The organism is Kitasatospora sp. SUK 42 (assembly GCF_015776785.2).
GTDB lineage: Bacteria > Actinomycetota > Actinomycetes > Streptomycetales > Streptomycetaceae > Kitasatospora.
The window spans coordinates 1,309,636-1,334,319 of sequence record NZ_LFMD02000003.1; the positions used below are offsets into that span (position 1 = coordinate 1,309,636).

General features: G+C 73.3%; 21 protein-coding genes. 8 read left to right on the forward strand and 13 right to left on the reverse strand.

What is annotated here, in order from left to right; all coding sequences use genetic code 11:
- Positions 1 to 3: 3 nt before the first annotated feature.
- Both RZ50_RS15535 and RZ50_RS15540 read right to left on the reverse strand, forming a co-directional pair.
- Positions 4 to 3,852 carry a glycosyltransferase family 2 protein gene (locus RZ50_RS15535; protein WP_196948989.1) on the reverse strand — a complete coding sequence of 1,283 codons (3,849 nt, stop codon included), beginning with the start codon at positions 3,850 to 3,852 and terminating at the stop codon, positions 4 to 6.
- Positions 3,853 to 4,080: 228 nt separating this feature from the next.
- The gene (locus tag RZ50_RS15540; RefSeq protein ID WP_030062195.1) at positions 4,081 to 4,353 is read right to left on the reverse strand and encodes a WhiB family transcriptional regulator; all 273 of its coding nucleotides are present in this window, start codon (positions 4,351 to 4,353) and stop codon (positions 4,081 to 4,083) included.
- Between the two features lie 628 nt (positions 4,354 to 4,981).
- On the opposite strand from RZ50_RS15540, the gene RZ50_RS15545 reads away from it, so the two are divergent.
- The 3 genes from RZ50_RS15545 (at position 4,982) to RZ50_RS15555 (ending at position 7,936) form a co-directional block, all read left to right on the forward strand.
- Entirely contained in the window at positions 4,982 to 5,599 is a 618-nt protein-coding gene (locus RZ50_RS15545; protein ID WP_196948991.1) for a cysteine dioxygenase family protein, read from the forward strand.
- A gap of 82 nt (positions 5,600 to 5,681) precedes the next feature.
- Complete coding sequence (gene cofD, locus RZ50_RS15550) at positions 5,682 to 6,641, forward strand: 2-phospho-L-lactate transferase (RefSeq protein WP_196948988.1); 960 nt, start codon at positions 5,682 to 5,684, stop codon at positions 6,639 to 6,641.
- Positions 6,638 to 7,936 carry a coenzyme F420-0:L-glutamate ligase gene (locus RZ50_RS15555; protein ID WP_196948987.1) on the forward strand — a complete coding sequence of 433 codons (1,299 nt, stop codon included), beginning with the start codon at positions 6,638 to 6,640 and terminating at the stop codon, positions 7,934 to 7,936. The genes cofD and RZ50_RS15555 overlap by 4 nt, the downstream gene beginning before the upstream one ends.
- Before the next feature lie 3 nt (positions 7,937 to 7,939).
- Here RZ50_RS15555 and RZ50_RS15560 read toward each other — a convergent pair whose 3' ends face one another.
- The 4 genes from RZ50_RS15560 to RZ50_RS29725 form a co-directional block, all read right to left on the reverse strand.
- Positions 7,940 to 8,386, reverse strand: coding sequence for a PIN domain-containing protein (locus RZ50_RS15560; RefSeq protein WP_196948986.1), 447 nt, complete (start codon positions 8,384 to 8,386; stop codon positions 7,940 to 7,942).
- Positions 8,383 to 8,637, reverse strand: coding sequence for a type II toxin-antitoxin system Phd/YefM family antitoxin (locus RZ50_RS15565; protein WP_153460861.1), 255 nt, complete (start codon positions 8,635 to 8,637; stop codon positions 8,383 to 8,385). The genes RZ50_RS15560 and RZ50_RS15565 overlap by 4 nt, the downstream gene beginning before the upstream one ends.
- 24 nt (positions 8,638 to 8,661) lie before the next feature.
- The gene (locus RZ50_RS15570; protein WP_196948985.1) at positions 8,662 to 9,585 is read right to left on the reverse strand and encodes a DNA-3-methyladenine glycosylase; all 924 of its coding nucleotides are present in this window, start codon (positions 9,583 to 9,585) and stop codon (positions 8,662 to 8,664) included.
- Positions 9,586 to 9,690: 105 nt separating this feature from the next.
- On the reverse strand, positions 9,691 to 11,001 hold the full coding sequence (locus tag RZ50_RS29725) for a peptidoglycan recognition protein (RefSeq protein ID WP_217680557.1): 1,311 nt from the start codon (positions 10,999 to 11,001) through the stop codon (positions 9,691 to 9,693).
- Positions 11,002 to 11,105: 104 nt separating this feature from the next.
- Between RZ50_RS29725 and RZ50_RS15580 the strand changes: the two genes are divergently transcribed.
- The 3 genes from RZ50_RS15580 (at position 11,106) to RZ50_RS15590 (ending at position 14,998) form a co-directional block, all read left to right on the forward strand.
- Positions 11,106 to 11,897, forward strand: a complete 792-nt coding sequence (locus RZ50_RS15580; protein ID WP_196948840.1) for a TIGR03089 family protein — start codon at positions 11,106 to 11,108, stop codon at positions 11,895 to 11,897.
- 36 nt (positions 11,898 to 11,933) lie between these two features.
- A complete protein-coding gene (locus tag RZ50_RS15585; protein WP_196948839.1) occupies positions 11,934 to 13,223 on the forward strand; it encodes an LCP family protein in 1,290 nt (429 codons plus the stop codon).
- Between the two features lie 164 nt (positions 13,224 to 13,387).
- A complete protein-coding gene (locus tag RZ50_RS15590) occupies positions 13,388 to 14,998 on the forward strand; it encodes an LCP family protein (RefSeq protein ID WP_196948838.1) in 1,611 nt (536 codons plus the stop codon).
- Between the two features lie 74 nt (positions 14,999 to 15,072).
- On the opposite strand, the gene RZ50_RS15595 is transcribed toward RZ50_RS15590, so the two are convergent.
- The 4 genes from RZ50_RS15595 to ssuE all read right to left on the reverse strand — a co-directional run bounded on the left by RZ50_RS15595 (position 15,073) and on the right by ssuE (position 20,659).
- Positions 15,073 to 16,113 carry a glycosyltransferase family 2 protein gene (locus tag RZ50_RS15595; RefSeq protein ID WP_196948837.1) on the reverse strand — a complete coding sequence of 347 codons (1,041 nt, stop codon included), beginning with the start codon at positions 16,111 to 16,113 and terminating at the stop codon, positions 15,073 to 15,075.
- Between the two features lie 397 nt (positions 16,114 to 16,510).
- Complete coding sequence (locus RZ50_RS15600) at positions 16,511 to 19,078, reverse strand: ABC transporter permease (protein ID WP_196948836.1); 2,568 nt, start codon at positions 19,076 to 19,078, stop codon at positions 16,511 to 16,513.
- Positions 19,079 to 19,097: 19 nt separating this feature from the next.
- Positions 19,098 to 19,883, reverse strand: coding sequence for an ABC transporter ATP-binding protein (locus RZ50_RS15605; RefSeq protein WP_196948835.1), 786 nt, complete (start codon positions 19,881 to 19,883; stop codon positions 19,098 to 19,100).
- 221 nt (positions 19,884 to 20,104) lie between these two features.
- Positions 20,105 to 20,659 carry an NADPH-dependent FMN reductase gene (gene ssuE / locus RZ50_RS15610; RefSeq protein WP_196948834.1) on the reverse strand — a complete coding sequence of 185 codons (555 nt, stop codon included), beginning with the start codon at positions 20,657 to 20,659 and terminating at the stop codon, positions 20,105 to 20,107.
- Positions 20,660 to 21,061: 402 nt separating this feature from the next.
- Between ssuE and RZ50_RS29895 the strand changes: the two genes are divergently transcribed.
- Both RZ50_RS29895 and RZ50_RS15620 read left to right on the forward strand, forming a co-directional pair.
- On the forward strand, positions 21,062 to 22,333 hold the full coding sequence (locus RZ50_RS29895) for an LCP family protein (RefSeq protein ID WP_217680558.1): 1,272 nt from the start codon (positions 21,062 to 21,064) through the stop codon (positions 22,331 to 22,333).
- Positions 22,334 to 22,372: 39 nt separating this feature from the next.
- Positions 22,373 to 22,825 (forward strand): hypothetical protein, encoded by a 453-nt coding sequence (locus tag RZ50_RS15620; RefSeq protein ID WP_196950596.1) that lies wholly within the window; start codon positions 22,373 to 22,375, stop codon positions 22,823 to 22,825.
- A 126-nt stretch (positions 22,826 to 22,951) separates the two neighbouring features.
- On the opposite strand, the gene RZ50_RS15625 is transcribed toward RZ50_RS15620, so the two are convergent.
- From RZ50_RS15625 to RZ50_RS29205, 3 genes are all read right to left on the reverse strand, one after another.
- Entirely contained in the window at positions 22,952 to 23,449 is a 498-nt protein-coding gene (locus RZ50_RS15625) for a peptidylprolyl isomerase (RefSeq protein ID WP_196950597.1), read from the reverse strand.
- A 146-nt stretch (positions 23,450 to 23,595) separates the two neighbouring features.
- A complete protein-coding gene (locus tag RZ50_RS15630) occupies positions 23,596 to 24,246 on the reverse strand; it encodes a class I SAM-dependent methyltransferase (protein WP_196950598.1) in 651 nt (216 codons plus the stop codon).
- A gap of 158 nt (positions 24,247 to 24,404) precedes the next feature.
- The coding region (locus RZ50_RS29205; protein WP_256463706.1) for an acyl-CoA dehydrogenase family protein at positions 24,405 to 24,684 on the reverse strand (280 nt) is incomplete at its 5' end.

A 24,684-nucleotide genomic window follows, 5' to 3' on the forward strand; every position in this document is an offset into this window, starting at 1 on the left:
GGGTCAGCTCCCCGATCCGTGCTGGTGCGGACGGTAATCCCCAGAGGAGTGGCCGGTGCCGCCCGGGTCGTTGGGGTCGTAGTAGGGCTCGCCCTGCTGCTGGCCCGGCAGCCAGGGCTGCTGCTCCGGCTGCTGCTGGTAGGGGTCGTAGCCGTACTGCTCCTGCGGGTACTGCTCGTAGCCCTGCTGCGGGTAGGCCTGCTGCTGGTGGCCCTCGTACCCCTGGGTGTCGTAGCCCTGGCCGCCGTACGGCGTGGCCACCGGCTGCTGGGCCGCGTACTGGTCGTAGCTGTACGGGTCGGCCTGCTGGTAGGTCTGGTACGGGTCGGTGTACGGCTCGGCCTCCTGGACGGCGGCGGCCGCCTGGACCGCCCCGGTCACCGGCTCGCCGGTCGGCTGCGCCGGGATCGTGCCCGGCCGGCCGTCGTACACCCCGGGCTCCTCGTCGCCGGGCTCCGCGCCCTCACCGCGCTCGGCCATCCGGCGGGCCCGGCGGCTGCCGGGGGCGGGGGCCTGCGACTGGGCGGCGGCGGCCAGCGCCGCGGCGGCCACCACCTCCTCGGGCAGGTCGTCGTCCTTGTGGCTGCGGCGGCCGGGCAGGGCCAGCACCAGGATGGTGAGGCCGAGCAGCACCTGGGCCCAGATCCAGCCGGTGTGGGCGAGGCCGCTCTCCCGGGTGACGCTCAGCTTTCCGCCGGCCGCCGGGAGCTTGAAGCCCTGCGCCCAGCCGTCCACCGTGGTGGACTCCAGGGCGGTGCCGTTCACCGTGGCCTTCCACTCGGGGGCGGCGGACTCGGCGAGCCGCAGCACCCGGCCGTCCGGGCCGGCCGGGACGGTGGTGGCGAGGTCGCGGACCCCGGCCGGGACGACCACCGGGTTGGCGCCCGGGGCGGTGATCACCGCGCGGACCGCGGGGGCGCCGTTGACCTGCCAGAGCGCGGCGTCGCCGTCCTGGTTGGCCTTGACCAGGCCGGGGGTGGTGTCCAGGACGTCCTTGAAGGCGTCGATCGCCTGCCGCTCGACCAGCACGTAGGCGATGCCGTAGCCGGCCAGGGCGTTCGCCTGGTCGGCACCGGAGCCGGCCAGCAGGCTGCCGACCATCCGGTCCAGGCCGTCGCGGGTGCCGGTGGCCGGGTCGACGGTGGACTCGGCCTGGCCGAGCGTCAGGCCGGAGCCGCGCACCACGGTGTAGCGGACGGCGCCCTTCTCCCCGGTGACCACCAGGGTGCGGGCCCGGTCGGTGGTGCCGGCCTCCTCGGCGATGAAGGCGGGCACCTGGCCGGCCTGGGCTCGCTTCAGCGGGCCGCCGGCGCCGGTCAGCGCCCACCACAGGCCGGTGCCCAGCGGGGCCAGCACGGCGGCGGCCACCACCAGGGCGGCCACCGGCTGGCGCCAGCCGAAGGCGATCCCGGCCACGCGGGCGTTGGCGCCGTCGGCGCCGATCGCGGCGGCGGCGAGCAGGGCGATCCCGGCGATCAGGGTGGCCGGGCCCGCCCAGGCGGGCACCACCGGGCCGCCGGAGGCCGGGGTGACGGAGGTGCCCGCCACCGCGACCGCGAAGACCAGGCCGGCGCCGGCCGCGCCCCAGGCGGCGAGCACCGCGCGACGGCGGTCGGCGCGCAGCAGCGCGGCGAGCGCGGCGAGGACCACACCGGCGGACAGCCACACCGGGGGCACCCCGGCGCCGCCCGGGTTGACCAGCAGCAGGCCGGCCGCGCCGGCCCCGGCGCCGTGCAGACCGGGCAGCCCGGCCTCCAGCAGCAGCCACTGCGGGTGCGACAGCACCTTCAGCGACCAGGGCGCGAGCACCGCGACGGGCACCGCGAGGATCACCAGGACGCGCAGACCGAGCAGCCGCAGCGCCGCACCGCCGGAGCCGAAGGCGCCGCCGCGCACCACGGCGAGGACCAGCGTCGCCAGGCACAGCGGCACGGCGAGCGCCCAGGTCAGCGGGACGAAGGCGGTGGCCAGGGTGAGCAGCAGGACGGTCATCCAGACCGGCCGCCAGCCGGGCCGGGCGCCCTTGGCGGCGCTCTCGTCGCGGATGCCGAGGCCGGCCGCGATCGCGGCGGCGCGGGCCAGCGGCGGCAGCAGGACGGCGAGCACGGCGGTGCCGATCCGGCCCTGGGCGAGCGCGCCGGTCGCGGCGGGCAGCAGCGCGTAGGTGGCGCTGGCCCAGGCGCGGACCAGCTTGGAGTCCAGCAGCGGCCGGGACACCAGGTAGGCGCTGACCGCGGCCAGCGGGACGGTGAGCACGACCAGCAGGGTGAGCGCGAGGTCGGCGTGGCCGAACAGCAGCCAGGAGAGCACCGCGAGCACCCCGAGGTACGGCGGTGCGGCGGCGGTCGAGCCGGTGCCGACGGGGTGCCAGGCGTCCGCGTACATCGCCCAGAGGCCGCCCGCGCCGTCGGAGGCGGGCAGCAGGGCGCCGCCGAACAGCTCGCCGCTGCCGAACAGGCCGCGGCAGGCGATCAGGGCGAACACCAGCAGGGCGGCGAACAGCACCGGCGCGGGGCGCCGGGCGAGCTTCTTGAGCAGCGCGAACTGCTCGACGACCAGGTCCTCGGAGTCCTCGTCGCCGCCGGCCTCGGCCGTGCCGTGCCGGCCGCCGGTGTCGTCACCGCCCCCTATCCCGAGTGAGCCGATGACGCCCTCGACGGCCAGCCGGGTGGTGGCGCCGGGGGCAGGGAAGAGCGTGCGGTCGTCCAGGGCGTCCGCCGCCCTGGTCCGGGCCCGCTGTTTGCGCGCGGCCAACAGCCTTGGGAAGCGGACGAGTTCGTGGCCGAGGCCGGCCAGTTCGTCGAAGGCCTGGCGCGGGTCCTTGCCGAGCAGGCTGGCGACGGCCCGTACCAGGGTGCCGAGGACGAGCCGCAGCAGCACGTACGGGAACAGCGCGCCCTTGCAGTTGGCGAGCAGGGTGTAGACGGCGCCGGCCTTGTCCACCCGGTGCGGGTGGGAGGGGCCACAGTCGATGGTGCGGCGCTCGCGGGCGGCCGCCTCGGCGTGCCGCAGCACGGCGTCGGGGGCGATCACGACGCGGTGGCCGGCGGCGTTGACCCGCCAGCAGAAGTCGGTGTCGTCCCGCATCAGCGGGAGGGCCCTGTCGAAGCCGCCGAGCGCCTCGAAGACGTCCCGGCGCACCAGCATGCCGGCGGTGGAGACGGCGAGCACCGGGCGGACCTGGTCGTGCTGGCCCTGGTCCTGCTCGCGGCGGTCGAGGCCGGTCCAACGGCGGCCGGAGCGGGCGATGGTGACGCCGACCTCCAGCAGTTGGCGGCGGTCGTACCAGCTGCGCAGCTTGGGGCCGACCACGCCGGCGCTCGGGGTGGAGTCGGCGACCTGGAGCAGCCGGCGCAGCGCGTCGGTCTGCGGCTCGCAGTCGTCGTGCAGCAGCCAGAGCCACTCGACCGGCTCGGTCTCGCGCGGGCCGCCGCGGCCGAGGACGTCCTCCTCGGCGAGCGGGTCGCCGAAGTCGTCCCAGCCGCCGGTGACCGGGTCGTAGCCGGAGGGGTCGAGCCGGTACGGGAGGTCCTCCGGGCGCAGTGGCGCACTGCTCGACACGGCCTCGGCGACGGCGGTGCCGAAGCCGGCCCGGCGGCCGAGGACCAGCGGGCCGCTCTCCGGCAGCCAGTCGGCGAGGGTGTCGGCCAGCAGCTGCGGGGAGTTGTCGGTGGATCCGGTGTCGACCGCGAGGATCCGCTGGACCTGGCGGTCCTGGCCGAGCAGTCCGGCCAGGGCCTGCGGCAGCCAGCGGGCTCCGTCGTGCGAGACGATCACCGCGGTGACCAGGTGGCGCGGGTAGGCGGGCGGCCTGGAAGCGGTGAAGCCGCTCTGGTGGCTGTAGACGGTCATCGAGTGCGCGGGCCCCAGTTCTCGGTGGACACAGCCGGTGAACGGCAACCGGATGGCGCACCACACTAACGGCTCCGGATGGCCGCCTCGTGCGGGGTACCGGTGCGGAGCTGCTGGAGAAGGGGGCCGGGAACACGAAAGCGCCCCACCATCACGGTGAGGCGCTCGTACGGCCGTGTGGTCGTCCGCCGCTGTCGGAGGGTCAGCGGGACTCGGGGGCCGCCCCGGTCAGACCGCGCTCTTCTTGAGCCTGCGGCGCTCGCGCTCGGAGAGGCCGCCCCAGATGCCGAAGCGCTCGTCGTTGGCGAGGGCGTACTCCAGGCACTCCGAGCGGACCTCGCAGGCGAGGCAGACCTTCTTGGCCTCGCGGGTCGAGCCGCCCTTCTCGGGGAAGAAGGACTCGGGGTCGGTCTGGGCGCACAACGCGCGCTCCTGCCAACCGAGTTCCTCCTCGTCCTCCGCGATGCCGTCCCCGATCAACAGCTCAAAGAGCTCGCTCATGTTGGCGCGCCTCCTCTGCCCCTACTTGGCGTCCCCGTGGTTGCCGTTGCCTCGTGCGGCTGACGACACGAGTGAAATTACAGTTGCGTCACTCTGGCCCAGTCAAGCCGAGCTCTGGTATTGGAGCCAGGATTCACTCCCCGGCACCAAGCCGTTACGAATAGTGTACATATCCGGACACATCGGACCTTCAGCCCGAATGCCCCGGACGGCGTCGAACCATTCGCAACCCATCGCGGAATGACGCTCGGTCACCACCACAGGACGGTCATCGGCCTGCCTTCCCGGCGATCTTCCCATCGAAACATAGAGAGTGATCAATCACCCCATCCGGTACCGATACGGACACAACCCACCCGAATGCCGCATCATTCGGTTTGACACCGGCCCTGCGGATGCGGTCTCCTTTTCCCTATGTCAGAGTTCGCCAGCCCCCGGAGCGGTTCCGCGCTCCGCCCTGCCGTGAACTTCTGTTGTCGCCTCTGTTCCTGCTGTATCTAGGCGCCCGCGTCCCACCGCGCGCCGCCCCCAGGAAGCACAGAGGCCGCCCGCGAATCCCGCCCCAGGACATCCCGGATCCGGCTGCTCTCCGAACCAGCCGACTCCTCCGAGGACGACTCCCGTGCGCATGATCCGCATCCGCAAGCGGAACCGCGACCGCAACAAACTCGCCCGTCGTGGCCCCGCACCCGCCCCGGGCACCACCCGCACCCGCCGCTGGGCCGACGGCCTCAGCGACGTCTCCATCGCCGGCGATCCGCTCGCCTTCCCGCACCTCGCCCGCACCGACCTGCCGGACCACCCCACCACCGTCGCCGAGTACGCCCGGCTGGTCCGCGAGATCGCCGCCGACCGCGCCCGCTGGGAGCCGCTGGTCCGCTACGACGCGCTCACCCGCTGGTACGCCCGGCTGGAGACCGGCCCCGGCTACGAGGTCTGGCTGCTCAGCTGGCTGCCCGGCCAGGGCAGCGGCTTCCACGACCACGGCGACTCCTCCGGCGTGATGACCGTCGTCCACGGCGAGCTGGTCGAGCGCTCCCTCACCCACGCAGGGGAAGGCGCCCGCGCCCTGCGCCCCGGCGGGCAGCGGGTGTTCTCCCCCGGCTACCTGCACGAGGTGGTCAACGGCTCGCTGGAGCCCGCCGTCTCCATCCACCTCTACACGCCGGGCCTGACCGCGATGAACCAGTACGGCGCCGCCGCCGTCCCCGAGCAGCACCCGCAGGACCGCGCCGAGACGCACTGAGCGTGTCGGACCCGCCACCCTCCGGCGGCCCGGTTCCCGCCAGCCGGACTGACGGGCCGTCGGGCGTGGCAGGATGAACCCCATGCGCATCGTGGCACTGGCAGGCGGAATCGGCGGAGCGCGCTTCCTGCGCGGACTCCTCGCGGCGGTCGGACCGCAGGACGAGATCACCGTCATCGGCAACACCGGCGACGACATCCACCTCTACGGCCTGAAGGTCTGCCCCGACCTCGACACCGTGATGTACACCCTCGGCGGCGGCATCAACGAGGAGCAGGGCTGGGGCCGGACCGACGAGACCTGGTCGATCAAGGCCGAGATGAAGGAGTACGGCGTCGGCCCCGAGTGGTTCGGGCTCGGCGACCGGGACTTCGCCACCCACCTCGTCCGCAGCCAGATGCTCACCGCCGGGTACAGCCTCAGCCAGGTCACCGAGGCGCTGTGCGTGCGCTGGAAGCCCGGCGTGCGGCTGCTGCCGATGAGCGACGACCGGGTCGAGACCCACGTGCGGATCACCGACGAGCAGGGCACCCGGGCGATCCACTTCCAGGAGTACTGGGTCAAGCTGCACGCCGCCGTCGACGCCGAGGCGATCATCCCGGTCGGCGCGGACACCGCCAAGCCCGCGCCCGGCGTGCTCGAAGCCATCGCCGAGGCCGACGTCATCCTCTTCCCGCCGTCCAACCCGGTCGTCTCGATCGGCAGCATCCTCGCCGTCCCCGGCATCCGGGAGGCCGTCGCCGCCGCCCCGGCCCCGGTGGTCGGGCTCTCCCCGATCATCGGCGGGGCGCCGGTGCGGGGCATGGCCGACAAGGTGCTCGCCGCCGTCGGCGTCGAGGCCACGGCGGACGCGGTCGCGCTCAACTACGGCTCGGCGCTCATCGACGGCTGGCTGGTCGACACCGCCGACGAGGCCTCGGTGGCCGCCGTCGAGGCCGCCGGGATCGCCTGCCGGGCCGTCCCGCTGCTGATGACCGACGTCGAGGCCACCGCCGAGATGGCGCGGGCCGCGCTGGCCCTCGCGGAGCAGGTACGGAAGTGACGGCGGCGGTGGAGGTCCTGGGGATCGACGGCATCCCCGAGGTCGAGGCCGGCGCGGACCTCGCCGGGCTGATCGCCAAGGCCGGAACGTTCCAGGACGGCGACGTCGTGGTGGTCACCTCGAAGATCGTCAGCAAGGCCGAGGGCCGGCTGCTGCACGCGGCCGACCGCGAGGCCGCGATCGACGCCGAGACCGTCCGGGTGGTCGCCCGGCGCGGACCGGCCCGGATCGTCGAGAACCGCAACGGCTTCGTCATGGCCGCCGCCGGGGTCGACGCCTCCAACACCGCCCCCGGCACCGTGCTGCTGCTGCCCGAGGACCCGGACGCCTCCGCCCGGGTGCTGCGCGCCGGACTCCAGCGGCTCACCGGCCGCCGCCTCGCCGTCGTCGTCACCGACACCTTCGGACGGCCCTGGCGCAACGGGCTCACCGACGTGGCGATCGGCGCCGCCGGGCTCCCCGCCCTGGAGGACCACCGGGGACGCGCCGACAGCCACGGCAACGAGCTGGTCCTGACCGTCACCGCGACCGCCGACGAGCTCGCCGCCGCCGCCGACCTGGTGAAGGGCAAGGCCACCGGCGTACCGGTGGCCGTCGTACGCGGGCTCGGACATCTGGTCACCGACGAGGACGGCGAGGGCACCCGGCCGCTGGTGCGGCCCGCCGTGGACGACATGTTCCGGCTCGGCACCTCCGAGGCGCTGCGCCAGGCCGTCACCCTGCGGCGCACCGTCCGCTCCTTCACCGACGAGCCCGTCGACCCGGCCGCCGTGCGCCGCGCCGTCGCCGCCGCCGTCACCGCGCCCGCCCCGCACCACACCACCCCGTGGCGGTTCGTCCTCCTGGAGTCCGCCGACACCCGCACCCGGCTGCTCGACGCGATGCTCGCCGCCTGGCAGCGCGACCTGCGCGAGCTCGACGGCTGGGACGACGCCCGGATCGCCCGCCGCACCGCCCGCGGCGACGTCCTGCGCGCCGCCCCGTACCTGGTGGTGCCCTGCCTGGTCATGGACGGCGCGCACGACTACCCCGACCCGCGCCGGGCCGCGGCCGAGCGGGAGATGTTCACCGTCGCGGTCGGCGCCGCCGTGCAGAACCTGCTGGTCGCGCTCACCGGCGAGGGCTACGGCTCCGCCTGGGTCTCCTCCACCATGTTCTGCCGCGACACCGTCCGCACCGCCCTGGACCTCCCGGACGCCTGGGACCCGATGGGCGCCATCGCCGTCGGCCGCCCCGCCGAACCCCCGCGCGAACGCCCGGACCGCAGCGCCGACGCCTTCATCGAGCTGCGGTAGGGATCAGCCGTCGAGGTCGTCCGGCAACAGTCGGAAGGCCTTGTGGTTGGTCAGCGGCCTGATGGCGCGGAAGTGGCGACGGTCGACGGTCAGCACCGCGTCGGTCCTGAACTCCGCGGCCAACGCGACGTTGATCGCGTCGGTCAGGCCGATGTTCAGGGCCGGGTACTGCCGCATCACCGCCCGCGCGGTGGCGAGGTGCGCACCCACCTCGGGCACCTCGAAGCGGCCGATCGCACACCGGTCGATGATGTCGTCCAGGATGCGCATCGCCATCACGGGTCCGAGTGCCGTGTGCGCGAGGTAGTCCAACTCGGCCAGCACCAGGGGCGAGATGACCAGGTGGCCGACCGTGTGCATGGCTTTGCGACAGGCGTCGTGATCGGGTTCCTCGCCGGCGTAGGCGGCCAGCAGAGCACCGGTGTCACCGACCACCGCGACGGCGGTCACCTGCCGAACCCTTCCATGTGCCGATCGAGGTCGGCCAGGATGCGCCCGCCACCACCCGGGATGACCGGCATGTCGTCGAGTTCGTCCCCCATCGGATCGGTCCGGAAGGGGTAGACGGGCTCGGCCAGGCTCGGCGGGAGGATGGTGGCCACGTGCCGGCCGTCCTTGGTGACGGTGACGGTCTCGCCCCGCTCGACGGCTCCTATCACCTTGGCCGTCTGCTGATTCAGCTCGCGCATCGTCGCTTCCATGAACTCAAGGTACTACGGCGTAGTTCATCGCGTCCGGTGGTCGTTGGGCGTGAGGCGGGGGCCGTAGCGGGGGGCGCGGGCGCCGGTGGCCGTCAGGAGGCGGCAGACGCGGTACCGGTGGGGGCGGTAGGGCTCCAGGAGCGCCAGCATCTGGGCGTCGTCGCTGCGGGGCCGGCCGGCCAGGGCCCAGCCGACCAGGTTGGGGAGGTGGAAGTCGCCGACCGAGACCGCGTCCGGGTCGCCGTTGCTGCGTTGCAGGGTCTCGGCGGCCGTCCAGACGCCGATGCCCGGGACGGCGGTCAGCCGGGCGAAGGCCTGCTCGTGACCCATCGCCGAGGCCTCCTCCAGGCGGGGCGCCAGCCGCACCGCGCGCATCACCGTCGCCGAGCGCTTGGGGTCGACGCCCGCCCGGTGCCACTCCCAGCTCGGGACCATCGCCCACTCGCGGGCCGACGGCGCCACCCGCATGCCCTCGGCCGGGCCGGGTGCCGGGGTGCCGAAGTCCCGCAGCAGGGTCCGCCAGGCGCGGTACGCCTCGTCGGTGGTGACCTTCTGCTCCAGGATCGCCGGGACGAGGGACTCCAGGACCAGCCCGGTGCGGGCCAGCCGCACCCCGGCGGTGCGGCGCTGGGCGTCCCGCAGCGGGCCGGGCGGCAGCACCAGCGCCTCCGGGTGGTCCTCCGCGCCGAGCAGTGCGGGCAGCCGGTCGAGCAGCCACTGCGCGCCCGGGCCCCAGGCCGCGGCCTCGACCTCGCCCGTGCCAGGGTGCGGCAGCACCCGCAGGGTGCCGACGCCGGCCGGGGTGCGGGAGGCACGCCAGACGGCGCCGTCGCCGGTGGTGCGGTACGCCGGGTCGGCGGGGCCGCGGCGCAGGGGCAGCAGCGTCCGGGCCAGGTCGAGCGCGAAGCCCGGCCGCCAGCGCCGTACCGCCTCGCCGCCGCCCGTCACTGCTGTCGCCTCCTGTGGTGCCTGGGGATATGAACGATACGCGCAGGCGGGGGCGGGGCTCCGGCTGGTCGGCTGACTCCCTTGCAGGAGACGGGAGTTGGGACGTCAGCGCGGCTGCCGGCGGGCCGCCGCCGTCCGCAGGTCGGGGAGCCTGGCGTAGAGGGCGGCGCCGGGGCATTCGGTCCTGAAGGCGTCGCGGTGGCCGGAGACGGCGTCGAAGTCGACGACGGTGCCCTTGGGGTAGCGGCTGGCGTCGGAGCCGGAGGTGAGCCGGGTACGGCCGTCGGCGGGCCGGCCGGTGAGGCCGAGCTTCCACGCGGCGAGGGCCGCGAGGGCGTCCAGCATCGCCTGGGGAGGGGCGTCCTTGACGTAGGTGCCGATGGCGGCGACACCGGAGGAGTCGGTGTTGAACCCGAGGGTGTGGGCGCCGTGGACGGGCTGGCCGACGCCGCCCGCGCGGCCCTCGTAGATCGTGCCGCAGCGGTCGACCAGGAAGTTGTAGCCGATGTCCCGCCAGCCGTTGGTCTGGACGTGGTACTGGTAGATCGCCCGGACCACCCTGGGGGCGTCCGAGCAGGCGTAGCCGGTGGCGGTCGCGGTGTGGTGGACGAAGACCTCGCGGACGGGGCCGGTGTACTCGAAGGTCTTCTCCCGCAGCGACTCGTCGGCGCCCCAGCCGGCCCGGGTGACGATGGCCGGCCGCGGCGCCTGGTGCACGACCACCGGAGCGGGATCCACGGGGCCGGGGCCCGTGGTGCCGGGGCCGGTGGGCGCGGGGCCCGTCGGGGCGGGGCCGGTGGGCACGGGACCCGTGGGGGCGGGGCCGGTGGGCGCGGGACCCGTCGGGGTGGGACCCGTCGGGGCGGGATCGGCGGGCAGGGTGCGGACGGAGGGCCCGGCGGCCGCTCCCCCGCCGGGGTCGACCAGTTCGAGCCGCAGCCCGGGCGGCGCTCCGGACGGGCCCGGCCGGAGCTCGACCGCGACGCCGTCGCTGCGCCCGGTCCACAGCGGGGCGGTGGCGCCGTGCGGGGCGCGGTCGGGGCCGTCCTCGGCGTCGGTCTCCAGCGTGTGCCACTCGCTCCAGCGGCCGGTGGCCGCGTCCCGGGTGCGGACCCGGACCACGGCGCCGTCCATCGCCGCCGCCGGCCCGTCCCAGTCGACCCCGAGGAGTTCGAACGGCCGGGTGGTGCGCGGCGCGAGGCCGTTCCCGGCGGTCAGCGGTAACGAGGTGGTCGAGCCGTCGCCCGCCGCGGTCCGACGCCGGGCACCGGGCGGGTCAGCGGTCGCGGTGGAGGCGGTCGCGGTGGAGGCGGTCGCGGTGGAGGTGACGGAGGCGAAGGTGACGGAGGCGAGGGGCTGGAGGAGCAGGGCGGCGGTACAGCCGGCGAGCAGCACGGCCGGGAGTGAGAGGCGCATACAGGGGATCGTCGCCGCAAACCGGACGGCCCGCCACGCCGCCCAGCGCCCGGTCGGCCGCCCCTCCCGGCCCGCCACTCGAAGGCCGTAGGCTGGGGCTCACCATGACTGCGCCTTTCGCTGCCGATGCCCGCACCCCCGTCGAGCTGCTGCACGCATACCTGCGCGGCGGCACCCCTTCGGTCGATCCCGCGGCCCCGCTGGTCACCTTCTACGACGACGCCACCGGCGAACGGGTGGAGCTGTCCGCCCGGACCTTCGACAACTGGGTCGCCAAGACCGCCAACCTCCTCCAGGACGAGCTGAACGCCGGCCCGGACGACCGCGCCGCACTGCTGCTGCCCGCCCACTGGCAGAGCGCCGTCTGGCTGCTGGCCTGCTGGTCGGTCGGGGTGACGGCGGTGCCGAGCGGCGACCCGGCCGCCGCCGACCTCGTGGTGAGCGGCCCGGACGGCCTGGAGGCCGCCCAGGCCTGCGAGGGCGAGCGCGTCGCGCTCGCGCTGCGCCCGCTCGGCGGCCGCTTCCCCCAGCGCCCGGACGGCTTCCTCGACTACGCCGCCGAGGTGCCCGGCCAGGGCGACCGCTTCGCGCCGTACTCCCCCGTCGCCCCGGACGGGCAGGCGCTGGAGACCTCGGTGGACGGGCTGCCGCTGAAGCTGAGCGGCGAGCAGACCGTCGCGCTGGCCCGGGAGGGCGCCGTCCGCCTCGGCCTCAAGCCCGGCGACCGCGTGCTCTCCACCCTCTCGTTCGACGACTGGGCGGGCCTGGAGGCCGGCCTGCTGGCCCCGCTGGCGGCCGGCGCCTCCGTGGTGCTGTGCCGCAACTCGCAGAGCCTGGACGCGGACCAGTGGGAGAAGCGGACCGAATCCGAACGGGTGACGCTGCGTCTCGGCTGACCCCCGGCGAAGGCCCGGCGGGTAGGGATCCCTGCCATGGCCGAGGACGACACCGAGCACCCCCCGACCGGCGAGACCCCCCGGACGGACACCTCCCGGGCGGGCACTCCCCCGGCGGACGACGCTCCCCCGGGCGGCCCCGTACGCCCGCACCGGCGCCGGCGGTGGTTGATGATCACCGCCGGCGTCGTCGCGTTCCTCCTGGCCGCCGGCGGGGTGCTGACCTGGGTCGCCTACCGCAAGCTGGACCGCAACATCCGCACCGACTCGACCACCGACCGGCTGCTGGCCCGGTTGGAGGCCGAGCGCCCGAGCCGCACGGCGGGCGCCGGCGGCGCCGAGAACATCCTGCTGATCGGCAGCGACGACCGCTCCGGCCCGAACTCCGCCTACGGCGGGGAGCCGGGCACCCAGCGCTCGGACACCACGATCCTGCTGCACCTGACCGCCGACCGTAAGCACGCGACGGCGGTCTCCGTCCCGCGCGACGTCATGGTCACCGTCCCCGCCTGCGAGCGGCCGGACGGCACCCGCAGCAGGCCGGCCCTGGTGCAGTTCAACTGGGCCTTCGAGCTGGGCGGTCCGGCCTGTTCGATCCTCACCGTCGAGAAGCTGAGCGGCATCCGGATCGACCACTACGTGATCCTCGACTTCAACGGCTTCAAGACCATGGTCGACGCGATCGGCGGGGTCGAGGTGTGCGTGGCGCAGCCGATCCACGACAGGGACGCCAGGCTCGACCTGCCGGCCGGCCGCCAGGTGCTGCACGGCGAGCAGGCGCTCGGCTACGTCCGGGCCCGGGAGAGCCTGGGCGACGGCAGCGACACCCAGCGGATGGGCCGTCAGCAGCAGTTCCTGGCCTCGCTGCTCCGCAAGGTGCAGTCGCAGGGGGTGCTGCTGAACCCGGCCAGGCTGTGGCCGGTGCTGAACGCGGCCACCTCCTCGGTGAAGGCGGACGGCGGGCTGTCCTCGCTCGGCGCGCTGTACGACCTCACCCAGGACCTGCGCGGCATCCCCTCCCCGAACGTGGTGTTCCTGACGGCGCCGCGCCGCCCGTACCGCTACGACTCGGACCGGGACGAGTTCGTGCAGCCGCAGACCACCCAGCTGTTCACCGCGCTGCGGGACGACCGGCCGGTCACCGTCCGGCCGCCCGACTCCGAGCCCTCGTCCCCCGCCGGGGCGTCCGCGAGCCCGGCGGCGGTGGTCACACCCCGGCCGGGCCGGGCGCCGGCGTCGCCCTCGGCGAGCGCCTCGCCCACCGTCGAGGCCTCGCCCACCTTCGAGGGGAGCGCGGCCGACAGGGACTCCTGCACCGCGCATTGAGCGCCGGGAAATGCGCCCCCCGCTCCATCTTTACCGTTCCATTACCTGTGCATGACCCAGATCACACCGGAACGATTCCCCCGTTCGGCTCGTCTAGTGTGTCCGGATCGGCCTGTCGGTACGAGTGGGCCGGAGCCGTGACCGGTCGAAGGTAGGGAACCCCCGTGTACGAGGAGCAACCGGAAACCGGCCGGTACCGGACGGACCCGGCCCCCGGAATCCCCCGTCAGAACCACCGCGAGGGCGCCGAAGCGGCCACGGCGACGACCGACGCACAGGCCGGGGCGCCCGCCGGAGGAGGCCGCCGGGACAGCCGTCGACGAGCGGCCGCGACGGCCCGGCGGAACCGGCGCCGACGGATCCTCAAGTGGACGGCCGGGACCGGCGCCCTGGTGATGGTCGCCGGCTGCGGCGGGGCGTACTACCTGTACCAGCACTTCAACAGCAACCTGACCTCGGTCAAGGTCCAGCTGGGCGACGAGTCGGAGCGGCCCCAGGCCGCCGGGGACGCCCTCAACGTCCTGGTGCTCGGCACCGACAGCCGGGAGGGCCTCGGCCGCGAGTACGGCGACCAGGGCAGCACCGGGCACGCCGACACCGCGCTGCTGTTCCACATCGCCAAGGACCGCTCCAACGCGACGGTGATCAGCATCCCGCGCGACCTGATGGTGCCGATACCGGACTGCCAGAGCCCGGACGGGAAGAGGATCCCCGGCTCGGCACGGGACAAGTTCAACGTCAGCCTGGGCCAGGACGGGCGCGACGCGGGCTGCGCCTGGAAGACCGTCGAGAAGACGACCGGCATCCGGGTCGACCACTTCGTGCAGGTCGACTTCGAGGCGGTGAAGACGCTGTCCACCGCCGTCGGCGGGGTCGAGGTCTGCGCGGCCAAGGACATCGACGACAAGGACTCGCACCTGAAGATGTCCAAGGGCCGGCACGTCGTCCAGGGCGACGAGGCGCTGGCCTTCGTCCGTACCCGGCACGCGGTCGGCTTCGGCGGCGACCTCACCCGGATCCCGTTGCAGCAGCAGTTCATCAGCTCGATGATCCGCAAGATCAAGAGCGACGACACCCTGACCAGCCCCACCAAGCTCTACAAGCTCGCGGACGCCGCCACCAAGGCGCTCACGGTGGACTCCGGCATCGGCAGCGTGGACAAGCTCAAGGACCTCGCCCTGGACATCAGCAAGGTGGACACCGAGAACATCACCTTCACCACCGTGCCCGTCCTGGACGACCCCGAGGACAGGAACCGGGTGATCCTCAAGCAGCCGGACGCCGGGCAGGTGTTCTCGATGATCGCGAACGACCGCTCACTGACCGGGACGGCCACGCCGCCGCCCGCCGACGGGGCCGCCGCCCCGGCCACGTCCGCCCCCGCGGCCACCACCCCGTCGGTGGCGGCCGAGGACGTCCGGGTGACTGTGCGCAACGGCAGCGGAACGCGCGGGCGCTCCGGGCCCACGGTGGAGAAGCTGAAGGCCAAGGGCTTCACCCGGGCCGCGGTCGGCTCCGACGCCCCGGCCGCCGCGGCCACCACGGTGTCCTACCCGGCCGGCCAGGAGGACCGGGCCGCGGCGCTGACCGCCGCGCTCGGGCTGCCCGCCGACGCCGCCCGGCCGAACCCGAAGGCGGGCCCGAACGACCCGCTGCTGCTGGTGCTCGGCAAGGACGCGTCGACCGCCCCCTCCAACCCGGCCGACGCTCCGACCGAGGCGCCGAAGGACCTCCAGCGGATGCAGGCGGACGACACCGACGTGTGCGCCAAGTAGCCACGCGCGCCCGGGTGTTCCGCCCGTCTTGCGACGGCGCTCACCCCGACCGGCCCTGGGGAGGCCCTGGCGGCTCAACGCGCCTGGGAGAGTACGTCCTTCGGGGACGGGCGGACGCTCTTCATCACCTTGCGGGCCAGTGAACGGGGCGAGGTGATGAAGCCGAAGCCCCAGCTGAGGTGCATGGTGGCGAGCGCCACCGGCAGCAGCGCCTTCGCCTTGGCGGACAGGCCCCGGCTCTCGACCAGGGAACCACCGAGGATGCCCAGCAGGTAGGCCCCGGGCGCCGCCAGGAAGACCGGGTGGACGGCGGCGCCGAGCACCAGGCCGAGGACGACGCCGAGCAGCGCGGACGGCGGGGCGAGGTAGCGCAGGTTGACCGAGCCGCGGTGGTAGCGGGTGACCACCCGGCGCCAACGGCCGTAGTCCTTGTACTGCTTGGCCAGCGCCCGGACCGTCGGCCGGGGCCGGTACGTCACCTTGAGCTGCGGGGTGAACCAGACCAGCCCGCCGTCCTGGCGGATCCGGTAGTTGAGCTCCCAGTCCTGGGCGCGGATGAACTCCTCGTTGTAGCCGCCGAGCTTCTCCAGCACCTCGCGCCGGAACACCCCGAGGTAGACGGTGTCCGCCGGGCCGGCCAGGCCGCCGGTGTGGAAGGCGGCGTTGCCGACGCCGATCTTGGAGGTCATCGCGGCGGCGACCGCGTTCTCCCACTCGGTCTCGCCCTCGGCGTGCATGATGCCGCCGACGTTGGCGGCGTCCATCTCGCCGAGCAGCCGGACCGCGGTGGTGATGTAGCCGGGGGTGAGGAGGCCGTGGCCGTCCACCCGGACGACTATCGGGTACTGCGAGCCCCTGATCGCGGCGTTCAGGCCCGCCGGGGTCCGGCCGGTGGGGTTCTCCACCGTGCGCACCCGCGGGTCCTCGGCGACCAGCTCGGCGGCGATCTCGGCGGTGCGGTCGGTGGAGGGGCCGAGCGCGATCACCACCTCCATCGGCCCGGGATACTCCTGGTCCAGGATGCGGCGGACCGCCGTACGCAGGTGTCGTTCCTCGTTGAGCACCGGCATGATCACGGAGACAGCCGGCAGCTCCTCAGCAGCCTTGGTGTTCATCGGGGCCAACCGTACCGGTGCCGACGCGCCCCCGTCTCGCCCCGGTCCCGGCGGCCGCGGGCACCCCGGGGTACGACACCGGCACTGTGATCCACATCACCGCACCCGCCGGTCCCCCGGGCCCGGATCGGCGGGGGTACCGTGCAGGTTCGGCGCAGGTTCGGAGCAGGTGGTGAACGATGGTGACCAGGGCGGACCCGGCCGGCGCGACGGCGTTCACCAGGTGTTGCGGGGCGCCCGCGGCCGTCCGGGAGAAGGGGACGGGCATGCCGCAGGGGCCGGGTGCTGTGCGCACCCGGCCCCTGCTCCCCCGTTCCCCAGGGATTCCCCCCGTTCCCCCGTCCCCTGGGGCTCCCCCGTTCCCCCGCGGGTCGACCCGACGTCCCCCGTCGCCGGGTCAGTCCGTCGCGATGGCCGCGAGGACGTTCATCCGTCCGGCCCGGAAGGCCGGAACGAGGGCGGCGACCAGGCCGATCACCACCGAGGAGACCAGCGTCACCGCGATCGTGGTGGTCGGGACGGTGAGCGTCGCGAGGCCCTGGTCGCGCAGGACCCGCTGGGCGGTGACGCCCCAGGCCAGGCCCAGCCCGGTGCCGAGGACGGCGCCGAACACCGCGATCACCACGGACTCCAGCCGGATCATCCGGCGCAGCTGGCGGCGGGAGAGCCCGATCGCCCGCAGCAGGCCGATCTCGCGGGTCCGCTCGACCACCGACAGCGCCAGGGTGTTGACCACGCCGAGCACCGCGACGGTGATCGACAGGCCGACCAGTCCGTAGATCAGGTAGAGCAGGGTGTTGACCTGGGACTGCACCAGCTCCTTGTAGCCGGCCTGGTCCTTGATGGTCAGCTGCGGGTACTGCTTGAGCGCGTCCTCCAGGGCGGTCAGCGTCTTGGCCACGTCGGCGCCGGAGGAGGCCTTGGCGAAGAACATCCGGTCGCCGGGCTGTTCGGCGGCCGGAAGCGCCTTGGACACGGTGGCGAGGTCGGCGAAGGAGGCGCCCCCGAAGAGCGAGCCCTTCGCGAACACGACGCCCACCGGGAGGACCTGGGTGTGCCCCCCGGCGTAGTGGACGGTGATGCTGTCGCCGACCTTGAGGTGGTGGTCGGTGGCGAACTCCTCGTCGATGCCCAGCGAGCCCTGACCGATCGACTCCACCGCACCGGACTTGACCGGCAGTCGGAAGTCGGTGCCGAAGAAGGCCGGCGGCACCGCGGCGATCCCGGTCCGCTTGGTCGTGCCGTCGGGCAGCTGGAACCTGGCGTCGATGTCCTTCTCGGTGGTGACGTGGTCGATGCCCGGGGTCCGCTTCACCGCGTCGATCATCTCGGCGGTGACGCCGGTACGGCCGCCCCCGATGATGTAGTCCACGCCCACCGACTTGTCGATCTGCGCACTGGCCGAACTGACGGCCGAGGAGCTGAACACCGACGAGCCGATCACCAGCGCCAGCCCGATCATCAGTGCGGCGGCGGTGGCGCCGGTGCGGCGCGGGTTGCGCATCGCGTTGCGCTGGGCGAGCCTGCCGGAGGGCCCGAACAGGGCCGGGAGCAGGGCGCCGAGCACCTTGATGACGACGGTGGCCAGCAGCGGGCCGAGCACCACGAAGCCGATCAGGGTGAGCAGCAGGCCCAGGCCCAGGTACTGTCCGCCGGTGGCCGCCTTGTCCGCTGTGCCGGCGAGCACCAGCAGGCCGCCGCCGCCCGCGGTCAGCAGCAGGCCGATGACCGTCCGGACGAGGTTGGAGCGGGCCTCGGCCGGGGTGCCGTGGTCGCGCAGGGCGGCCATGGGAGCGATCCGGCTGGCCCGGCGGGCCGGGATCCAGGCCGCGACGACGGTGATCAGGATGCCCACCGCGTAGCCGGCCACGAAGACGTCGGGCCCGATCTCCAGGTCGCCCGCGTTGAGGTCCATGCCGATCGCGTTCATCAGCTTGATCAGACCGACCGCCACGCCCAGGCCGACGGCCACGCCGAGGGTCGAGCCGAGCACGCCCAGGATCAGCGCCTCGACCAGCACCGAGCCGTTCACCTGCCGGCGGCTGCCGCCGATCGCGCGCAGCAGGCCGATCTCGCGGGTGCGCTGGGCGACCAGCATCGAGAAGGTGTTGATGATCAGGAAGCCGCCGACGATCAGCGAGATGCCGGCGAAGCCGAGCATCGCGTACTTCATGAAGTCGAGGCCGCTGCCGATCGCCTTGGTGTTCTCGTTCTTCTGCTCGGCCGCGGTCTTGACCTGGTAGCCGCCGCCCACCTTGGCGAGGGCGTCGGCCTTGAGCTGGTCGTCGCTGCGGCTGCCGTCGCCGAAGGCCTCGACGGAGGTGTAGGCCTGCTCGCCGAGCAGCACCTGCTGGGCGGTCGGGGTGTCCAGGAAGGCCAGCGCGGCACCCGGGTTGGTGGTGACGAAGGTGGCGATGCCGACGATCGTGTACGGGTGCTGGCCGCCGGTGTTGTCGACCCTGATCCTGTCGCCGAGGCCGAGCTTGGCCTTCTTGGCGGTGTCCGCGTCCAGCACCAGCTCGCCGGAGTTCTGCGGGGCGTGCCCGGAGGTGATCTTCACCGGGTTGCTCGGGGTGTCGGCCCAGTTGCCGAGGAGGGTCGGCGCGCCGCTGGTCGGGCCGACCAGCTTGTTGGTGGCCGGGTTGACCAGGATCGCGTCGCCGACCATGACCTGGCCGACGGCGGTCTTCACGCCCGGTACCGCGGCGATCTGCTGGGCGAGCGCGACCGGGACGGTGGCGGGCTTGTCCCCGGCCTGGGGCTCGTCGTCGTCGGCCGGCTTGGACGGCTGGACCGATATGTCGGAGGCGGTCGCGGCGAACAGCTTGGAGAAGGTGCTGGTGGCGGTGTTGGAGAACACCAGGGTGCCGGACACGAAGGCGACCGACAGCATGACGGCGATGAGCGAGAGCGCCATCCGCCCCTTGTGGGCGAAGAAGCTCCGCAGTGAGGTCTTGAGCAGCATGGTCTCGTCGTCCCGCCGCTCAGCTGGTGCGCTTGCCGTCGAAGCGGCGCATGCGTTCGAGGACGGAGTCGGCGGTGGGCGCGTGCATCTCGTCCACGATCACGCCGTCGGCCAGGAAGAGGACGCGGTCCGCGTAGCCGGCGGCGACCGGGTCGTGGGTGACCATGACCATGGTCTGGCCCAGCTCGTCCACCGAGCGGCGCAGGAAGGTCAGCACCTCGGCGCCGGCCCGGGAGTCCAGGTTTCCGGTGGGCTCGTCGCCGAAGATGATCTCGGGCCGGGCGGCCAGCGCCCGGGCCACCGCGACGCGCTGCTGCTGGCCGCCGGAGAGCTGGGTCGGACGGTGCTTGAGCCGGCCGGCCAGGCCGACGGTCTCCACCACCTGGTCCAGCCAGGCCTGGTCGGGCTTGCGGCCGGCGATGTCCATCGGGAGCGTGATGTTCTCCAGCGCGTTCAGGGTCGGCAGCAGGTTGAACGCCTGGAAGATGAAGCCGATCTTGTCGCGGCGCAGCCGGGTCAGCTGCTTGTCCCTGAGGCCGGTGATCTCGGTGTCGCCGATCCAGATCCGCCCGTCGGTGACCGTGTCCAGGCCGGCCAGGCAGTGCATCAGGGTCGACTTGCCGGAGCCCGAGGGACCCATGATCGCGGTGAAGCGGCCGCGCTGGATGTCCACGTCGACCGCGTCGAGGGCGGTCACCCTGGTCTCGCCCGAGCCGTACGCCTTGGTGACCTGGCGGGCCGAAGCGGCGACGGCGGACGTGCCGCCGGGAAGCTGGGGGTCGTACACGGCTGCTGCCGTCGTCACTGGAGTCTCCTAAGAAGTGGCCCACCCGTTGGCCCCCGGCCCGGTGTTCTCCGGCGGGGCGGGGACGTGTGAATCACGTTAGGAGCCGGCGGCGGCGGACTCGTCCTCCGCCGGAATGAAGCGGCTCAACCAAGGTTCTGCGGGGTGCGGCGCCCCTCCCCCTAGGGGGCGCCGCGGGCCTTCTCCGGGTCACCCCGTACGGGGGTCGCCGCGGCGACCGGTCAGCCGGTCAGCGCGGGTGCGGCCAGCCGCTCCAGGGCGGTGGCGAAGCCCGTCACGACGGGGGCCAGCAGGGCGTCGGTCTCGCGCTCGACCAGGGTCGTGCCGTCCTCCCTGGCGGTGATGTGGCGGTCGAGCACGAACCAGCCCTGGGTGATGTGGCCGGCGCCCATCGAGCTGAGCACCGGGCGCAGGGCGTAGTCCACCGCGAGGACGTGCGCGGGCGAGCCGCCGGTGGCCAGCGGCAGGACGGCCTTGCCGGCCAGTGCGTACTGCGGGAGCACGTCGAGCAGGGCCTTCAGCAGGCCCGAGTAGGCGGCCTTGTAGACGGGGGTGCCGATGACGACGCCGTCGGCGCGGGCGAACAGCTCGGTGACGGCGACGATCTCGGGGTGGTCGAAGTCGCCCGACAGCAGGGCGTGCGCGGGCAGGCTACGCGCCTCGAAGGGGATGACGTGGTGGCCGCGGTCCACCAGGCGCGCGTCGACGTGGCGCAGCAGGCGGGTGGTGCGGGAGGTGGCGGACGGGGAGCCGGAAACGGACAGGACGGTGGCCATGGTTCACCTCTGGCTGGAAGCGGGGCGGCGCACCGCGGCGGGGGAAGGCGTCGCGGTGCGGTGTGCTCGGAGTGCGGTCATCACGAGGCTCGCGGGCCGGGCCCGGAGCGAGCGGGTGTTTCGACGGGCTGCGGAGAGGTGCGCGTCAGCCGCGACAGAGCGAACAGGCCACCCCACGCCGCAGGTCGACGTGCCGCCGACGCGTGAGTGCCCAACGCTGATCCATGCCTGAAATGCAAACACGTGCCGTTCGAACCGGTCAAGAAACGTTTCGGCAGCTGGAACGCGGGTGACGCGACGTTTCACCGGAACGATCCGATACGTGCATCAAAACTGCTACAAGAGGCCTGGTGGCACCCCCGGGGGGAGTCAGTGCGACCGGGGTCGGGCATCCTCAACGGCATGAACACGTGGCAGCAGGGCCGCCAGGGCGGCGGCGGGAACCCGTACGGAGGCAACGGCGGCGGTGGGCCGGCGGCCGAACCGCCGCTGCCCGCCGGGCTGAGTCCGCGCGGTCCCGGCGCCCCGGCGCCGCGGCGGCCCGAGCCGCCCCGGTACGGCAGCGTCCCGGCGCAGGGGACGCCCGGCGGTCCGAGCCGGCCCGGTGGCCCGGGCGGACCGGGTCGACCCGGCGGCCCGAGCGGCTCCGGCGGCGCGCGTCCCGCCGGCCCGCCCGCCGGGAAGCGCTGGCCGCGGAAGCGGATCGTCAAGTGGTCGGTCTTCGGCGTGCTGATAGCCGTCATGGTGACCGCCGTCTCCACCTGGTTCTGGGCGGACTCCAAGCTCGACCACGAGAACGTGCTGGCCGACTACCCCGGCCGTCCGGCGGCCGGCAAGGGCACCAACTGGCTGATCGTCGGCTCCGACAGCCGCCAGGGCCTCACCGACTCCCAGCAGGACGACCTGCACACGGGGCACGACACCGAGGGCAAGCGCAGCGACTCGATGATGATCCTGCACATCGGGGACGGCGGGAACACCCTGATGAGCATCCCGCGCGACTCCTGGGTGCCGATCCCCGAGCACCCGGGCGGCAACGGGAAGACCGTCAAGGCCACCACCGCGAAGATCAACTCGGCCTTCGGCAACGGCGGCGGGCGCCTGCTGGTCCAGACCGTCGAGCAGAACACCGGCATCCACATCGACCACTACGCCGAGATCGGCTTCGCCGGCTTCGTCGGCGTCGTCGACTCGATCGGCGGCGTGGAGATGAACATCGAGCAGGACGTCAAGGACAAGGACTCCGGCCTCGACCTCAAGGCGGGCGACCAGACCCTCACCGGCAAGCAGGCGCTGGCCTTCGTCCGCCAGCGCCACCAGATGGCCGACCAGGACCTCGGCCGGATGCGCAACCAGCAGAAGTTCCTCGGCGCCCTCGCCCACCAGGCCGCCTCCCCCGGCACCCTGCTCAACCCGTTCACCTTCTACCCGCTGGTCGACTCGGCGCTCGGCACCCTGATCGTCGACGACGACTGCGGGCTGACCGACCTGGGCTCGCTGTTCCTCGCCATGAAGGACGTCAACGGCGGCAGCGGCAAGACCCTGACCGTCCCCATCGGCAACCCGGACTACCGGACCAAGACCGGGGAGTCGGCCGTGCTGTGGGACGCCGCCAAGTCCAAGCAGGTCTTCGACGCCTTCAAGAACGACACCGCGGTGCCGGACATCAAGTAACCCGCCGACTTCGGGTCACCGTGCCGTCACAATGAGTGGATGTCCCTCGTCACCGCACTCGTCTACCGCCGACGCCACCGCCTCCTGGGCCGCCTGGTCCAGGAGGCGCTCGCGCTCTACGGGATGGAGGTGCCGGCCGCCTGCGAGATCGGGCCCGGCCTCACCGTGTTCCACCGCGGCTTCGGCACGGTGCTGCACCCGTACACCACGCTCGGCGCGAACGTGACCCTCTACAACGGCGTGACCATCGGCCGGGCCGACCCCTGGGTGCCGCAGGAGGACAGCGCGATGCGGCGGGTGGTGGTCGAGGACGGCGCGGTGCTGTGCGCGGGCGCCAAGGTGGTGTGCAAGGACGGTGTGCTGACCGTCGGCGCGGGCACCATCGTGGGCGCCAACGCGGTGCTCACCCGCTCGACCGGGCCGGGCGAGATCTGGGCCGGGGTACCCGCGCGCAGGGTGGGGCTGCGGGAGGGTGCCTGGGCGCCGGCCTGAGTCGGAGGCTGAGCAGGAGAACCCGGGCCCGAGAACCCGGGCCCGAGAACGACACCGCCCCGGAGCGGGAGGCCGGCAGGTCCGACGTCCCGCTCCGGGGCGGTGTGCGGTGGTCGACCGCGGTGACTACTCGACCACGCCGGACTTGGCGATGGCGATCTTGGCCGAGGTGCGGCCGCTCGGCGACGAGCCGAGGCTCTCGACCTTCTTCACGACCTCCATGCCCTCGACGACCTCGCCGAAGACGACGTGCTTGCCGTCCAGCCAGTCGGTGATGATGGTGGTGATGAAGAACTGCGAGCCGTTGGTGTTGCGGCCGGCGTTGGCCATCGACAGCAGACCCGGGCGGTCGTGCTTGAGCTCGAAGTTCTCGTCCGCGAACTTCTCGCCGTAGATGCTCTTGCCACCGGTGCCGTTGTGGTTGGTGAAGTCACCACCCTGCAGCATGAAGGCGGGGATCACCCGGTGGAAGATCGAGCCCTCGTAGCCGTAGCCGTTCTGGCCGGTGGCCAGCTCACGGAAGTTGCGGGCGGTCTTCGGGACGACGTCGTCGAAGAGCTTGAAGACGATCCGGCCGGCCGGCTCGTCGTTGATGGTGATGTCGAAGAAAACATTGGAACTCATGCAGGGATCATGGCACGAGAGGCAGTCCGCCGCTCGCCACCCCCTGAGGACGCCAGGTGGCCCGGCGTGTTACCCGGCGTCGCCCCGGATCCGCCCGCGCGAGGCGCCGGACGGGGCGATCCCAGGCTCCAACCGCCCTGGACCCGCTAGACCGGCTTGCGGGCCAGCAGGTAGGCCTGCGGGACCTTCTCCTCGGGCCCCGGCTCGCGGACCGTGCGGCTGGTCACCGGCACACCGGCCTCGCGCGCCAGCTCCTCGACCCGCTCCGGTCGCAGACGGCGGAAGTCGAGCGACACCGGCTGGTCGAAGGGCCGCTCCAGCCGCAGCGGCACGTCGCCGACCTGGAAGGCGAGCACCAGGTGGCCGCCCGGGGCGAGCACCCGGGCGAACTCGGCGAACACCTCCGGCAGTCGCTCCGCCGGGGTGTGGATGATCGAGTACCAGGCCACCACACCGGTCAGCTCACCGTCCCGGAAGGGGAGGTCGAGGAGCGAACCGACGGTGAACGGCACCTCGGGGTGGGCCTCCCGGGCCAGCTCGATCATCCGCGGCGAGAGGTCGAGGCCCCGGACGTCCAGGCCGAGCCGGTGCAGATGGCCGGTCACCCGGCCCGGGCCGCAGCCGAGTTCGGCCACCTTGGCGTCCGTACGCTCGGCACGGACCAGTTCGGCGAAGAGCGCCAGCACCGCCCGGTCCATCGGCGTGGCGTCCAGCGCGTCCCGGAAGCGGTCGGTGTAGTCGGCGGCGATGGCGTCGTAGAACGCCCTGGTCTCGGTGAGGAAGTCCGGCTCCGTCATGACCCGGCACCCTACCCGCCGTCGACGGCCCGCAGCATCAGCCTCGAACCAGCCTGAGGGGGGCGGAAGATGAGCATGATGCGGCAGGCGTGGCGGGCAGCCTGCGGAGTCCGGCTGCCCGCCGTCGCGTGGATTCCCGCGAGCCCGTCAGGCCGTGGTCACGGCAGGTTGCGGGCCATGACGATGCGCTGGACCTGGTTGGTGCCCTCGTAGATCTGCGTGATCTTCGCGTCCCGCATCATCCGCTCCACCGGATAGTCCCGCGTGTAGCCGTACCCACCCAGCAACTGCACCGCGTCCGTGGTCACCTCCATCGCCACGTCCGACGCGAAACACTTCGCCGCCGCCCCGAAGAACGTCAGATCCGCATCCCCACGCTGCGACTTCGCCGCCGCCACATACGTCATCTGACGAGCGGCCTCCAGCTTCATCGCCATG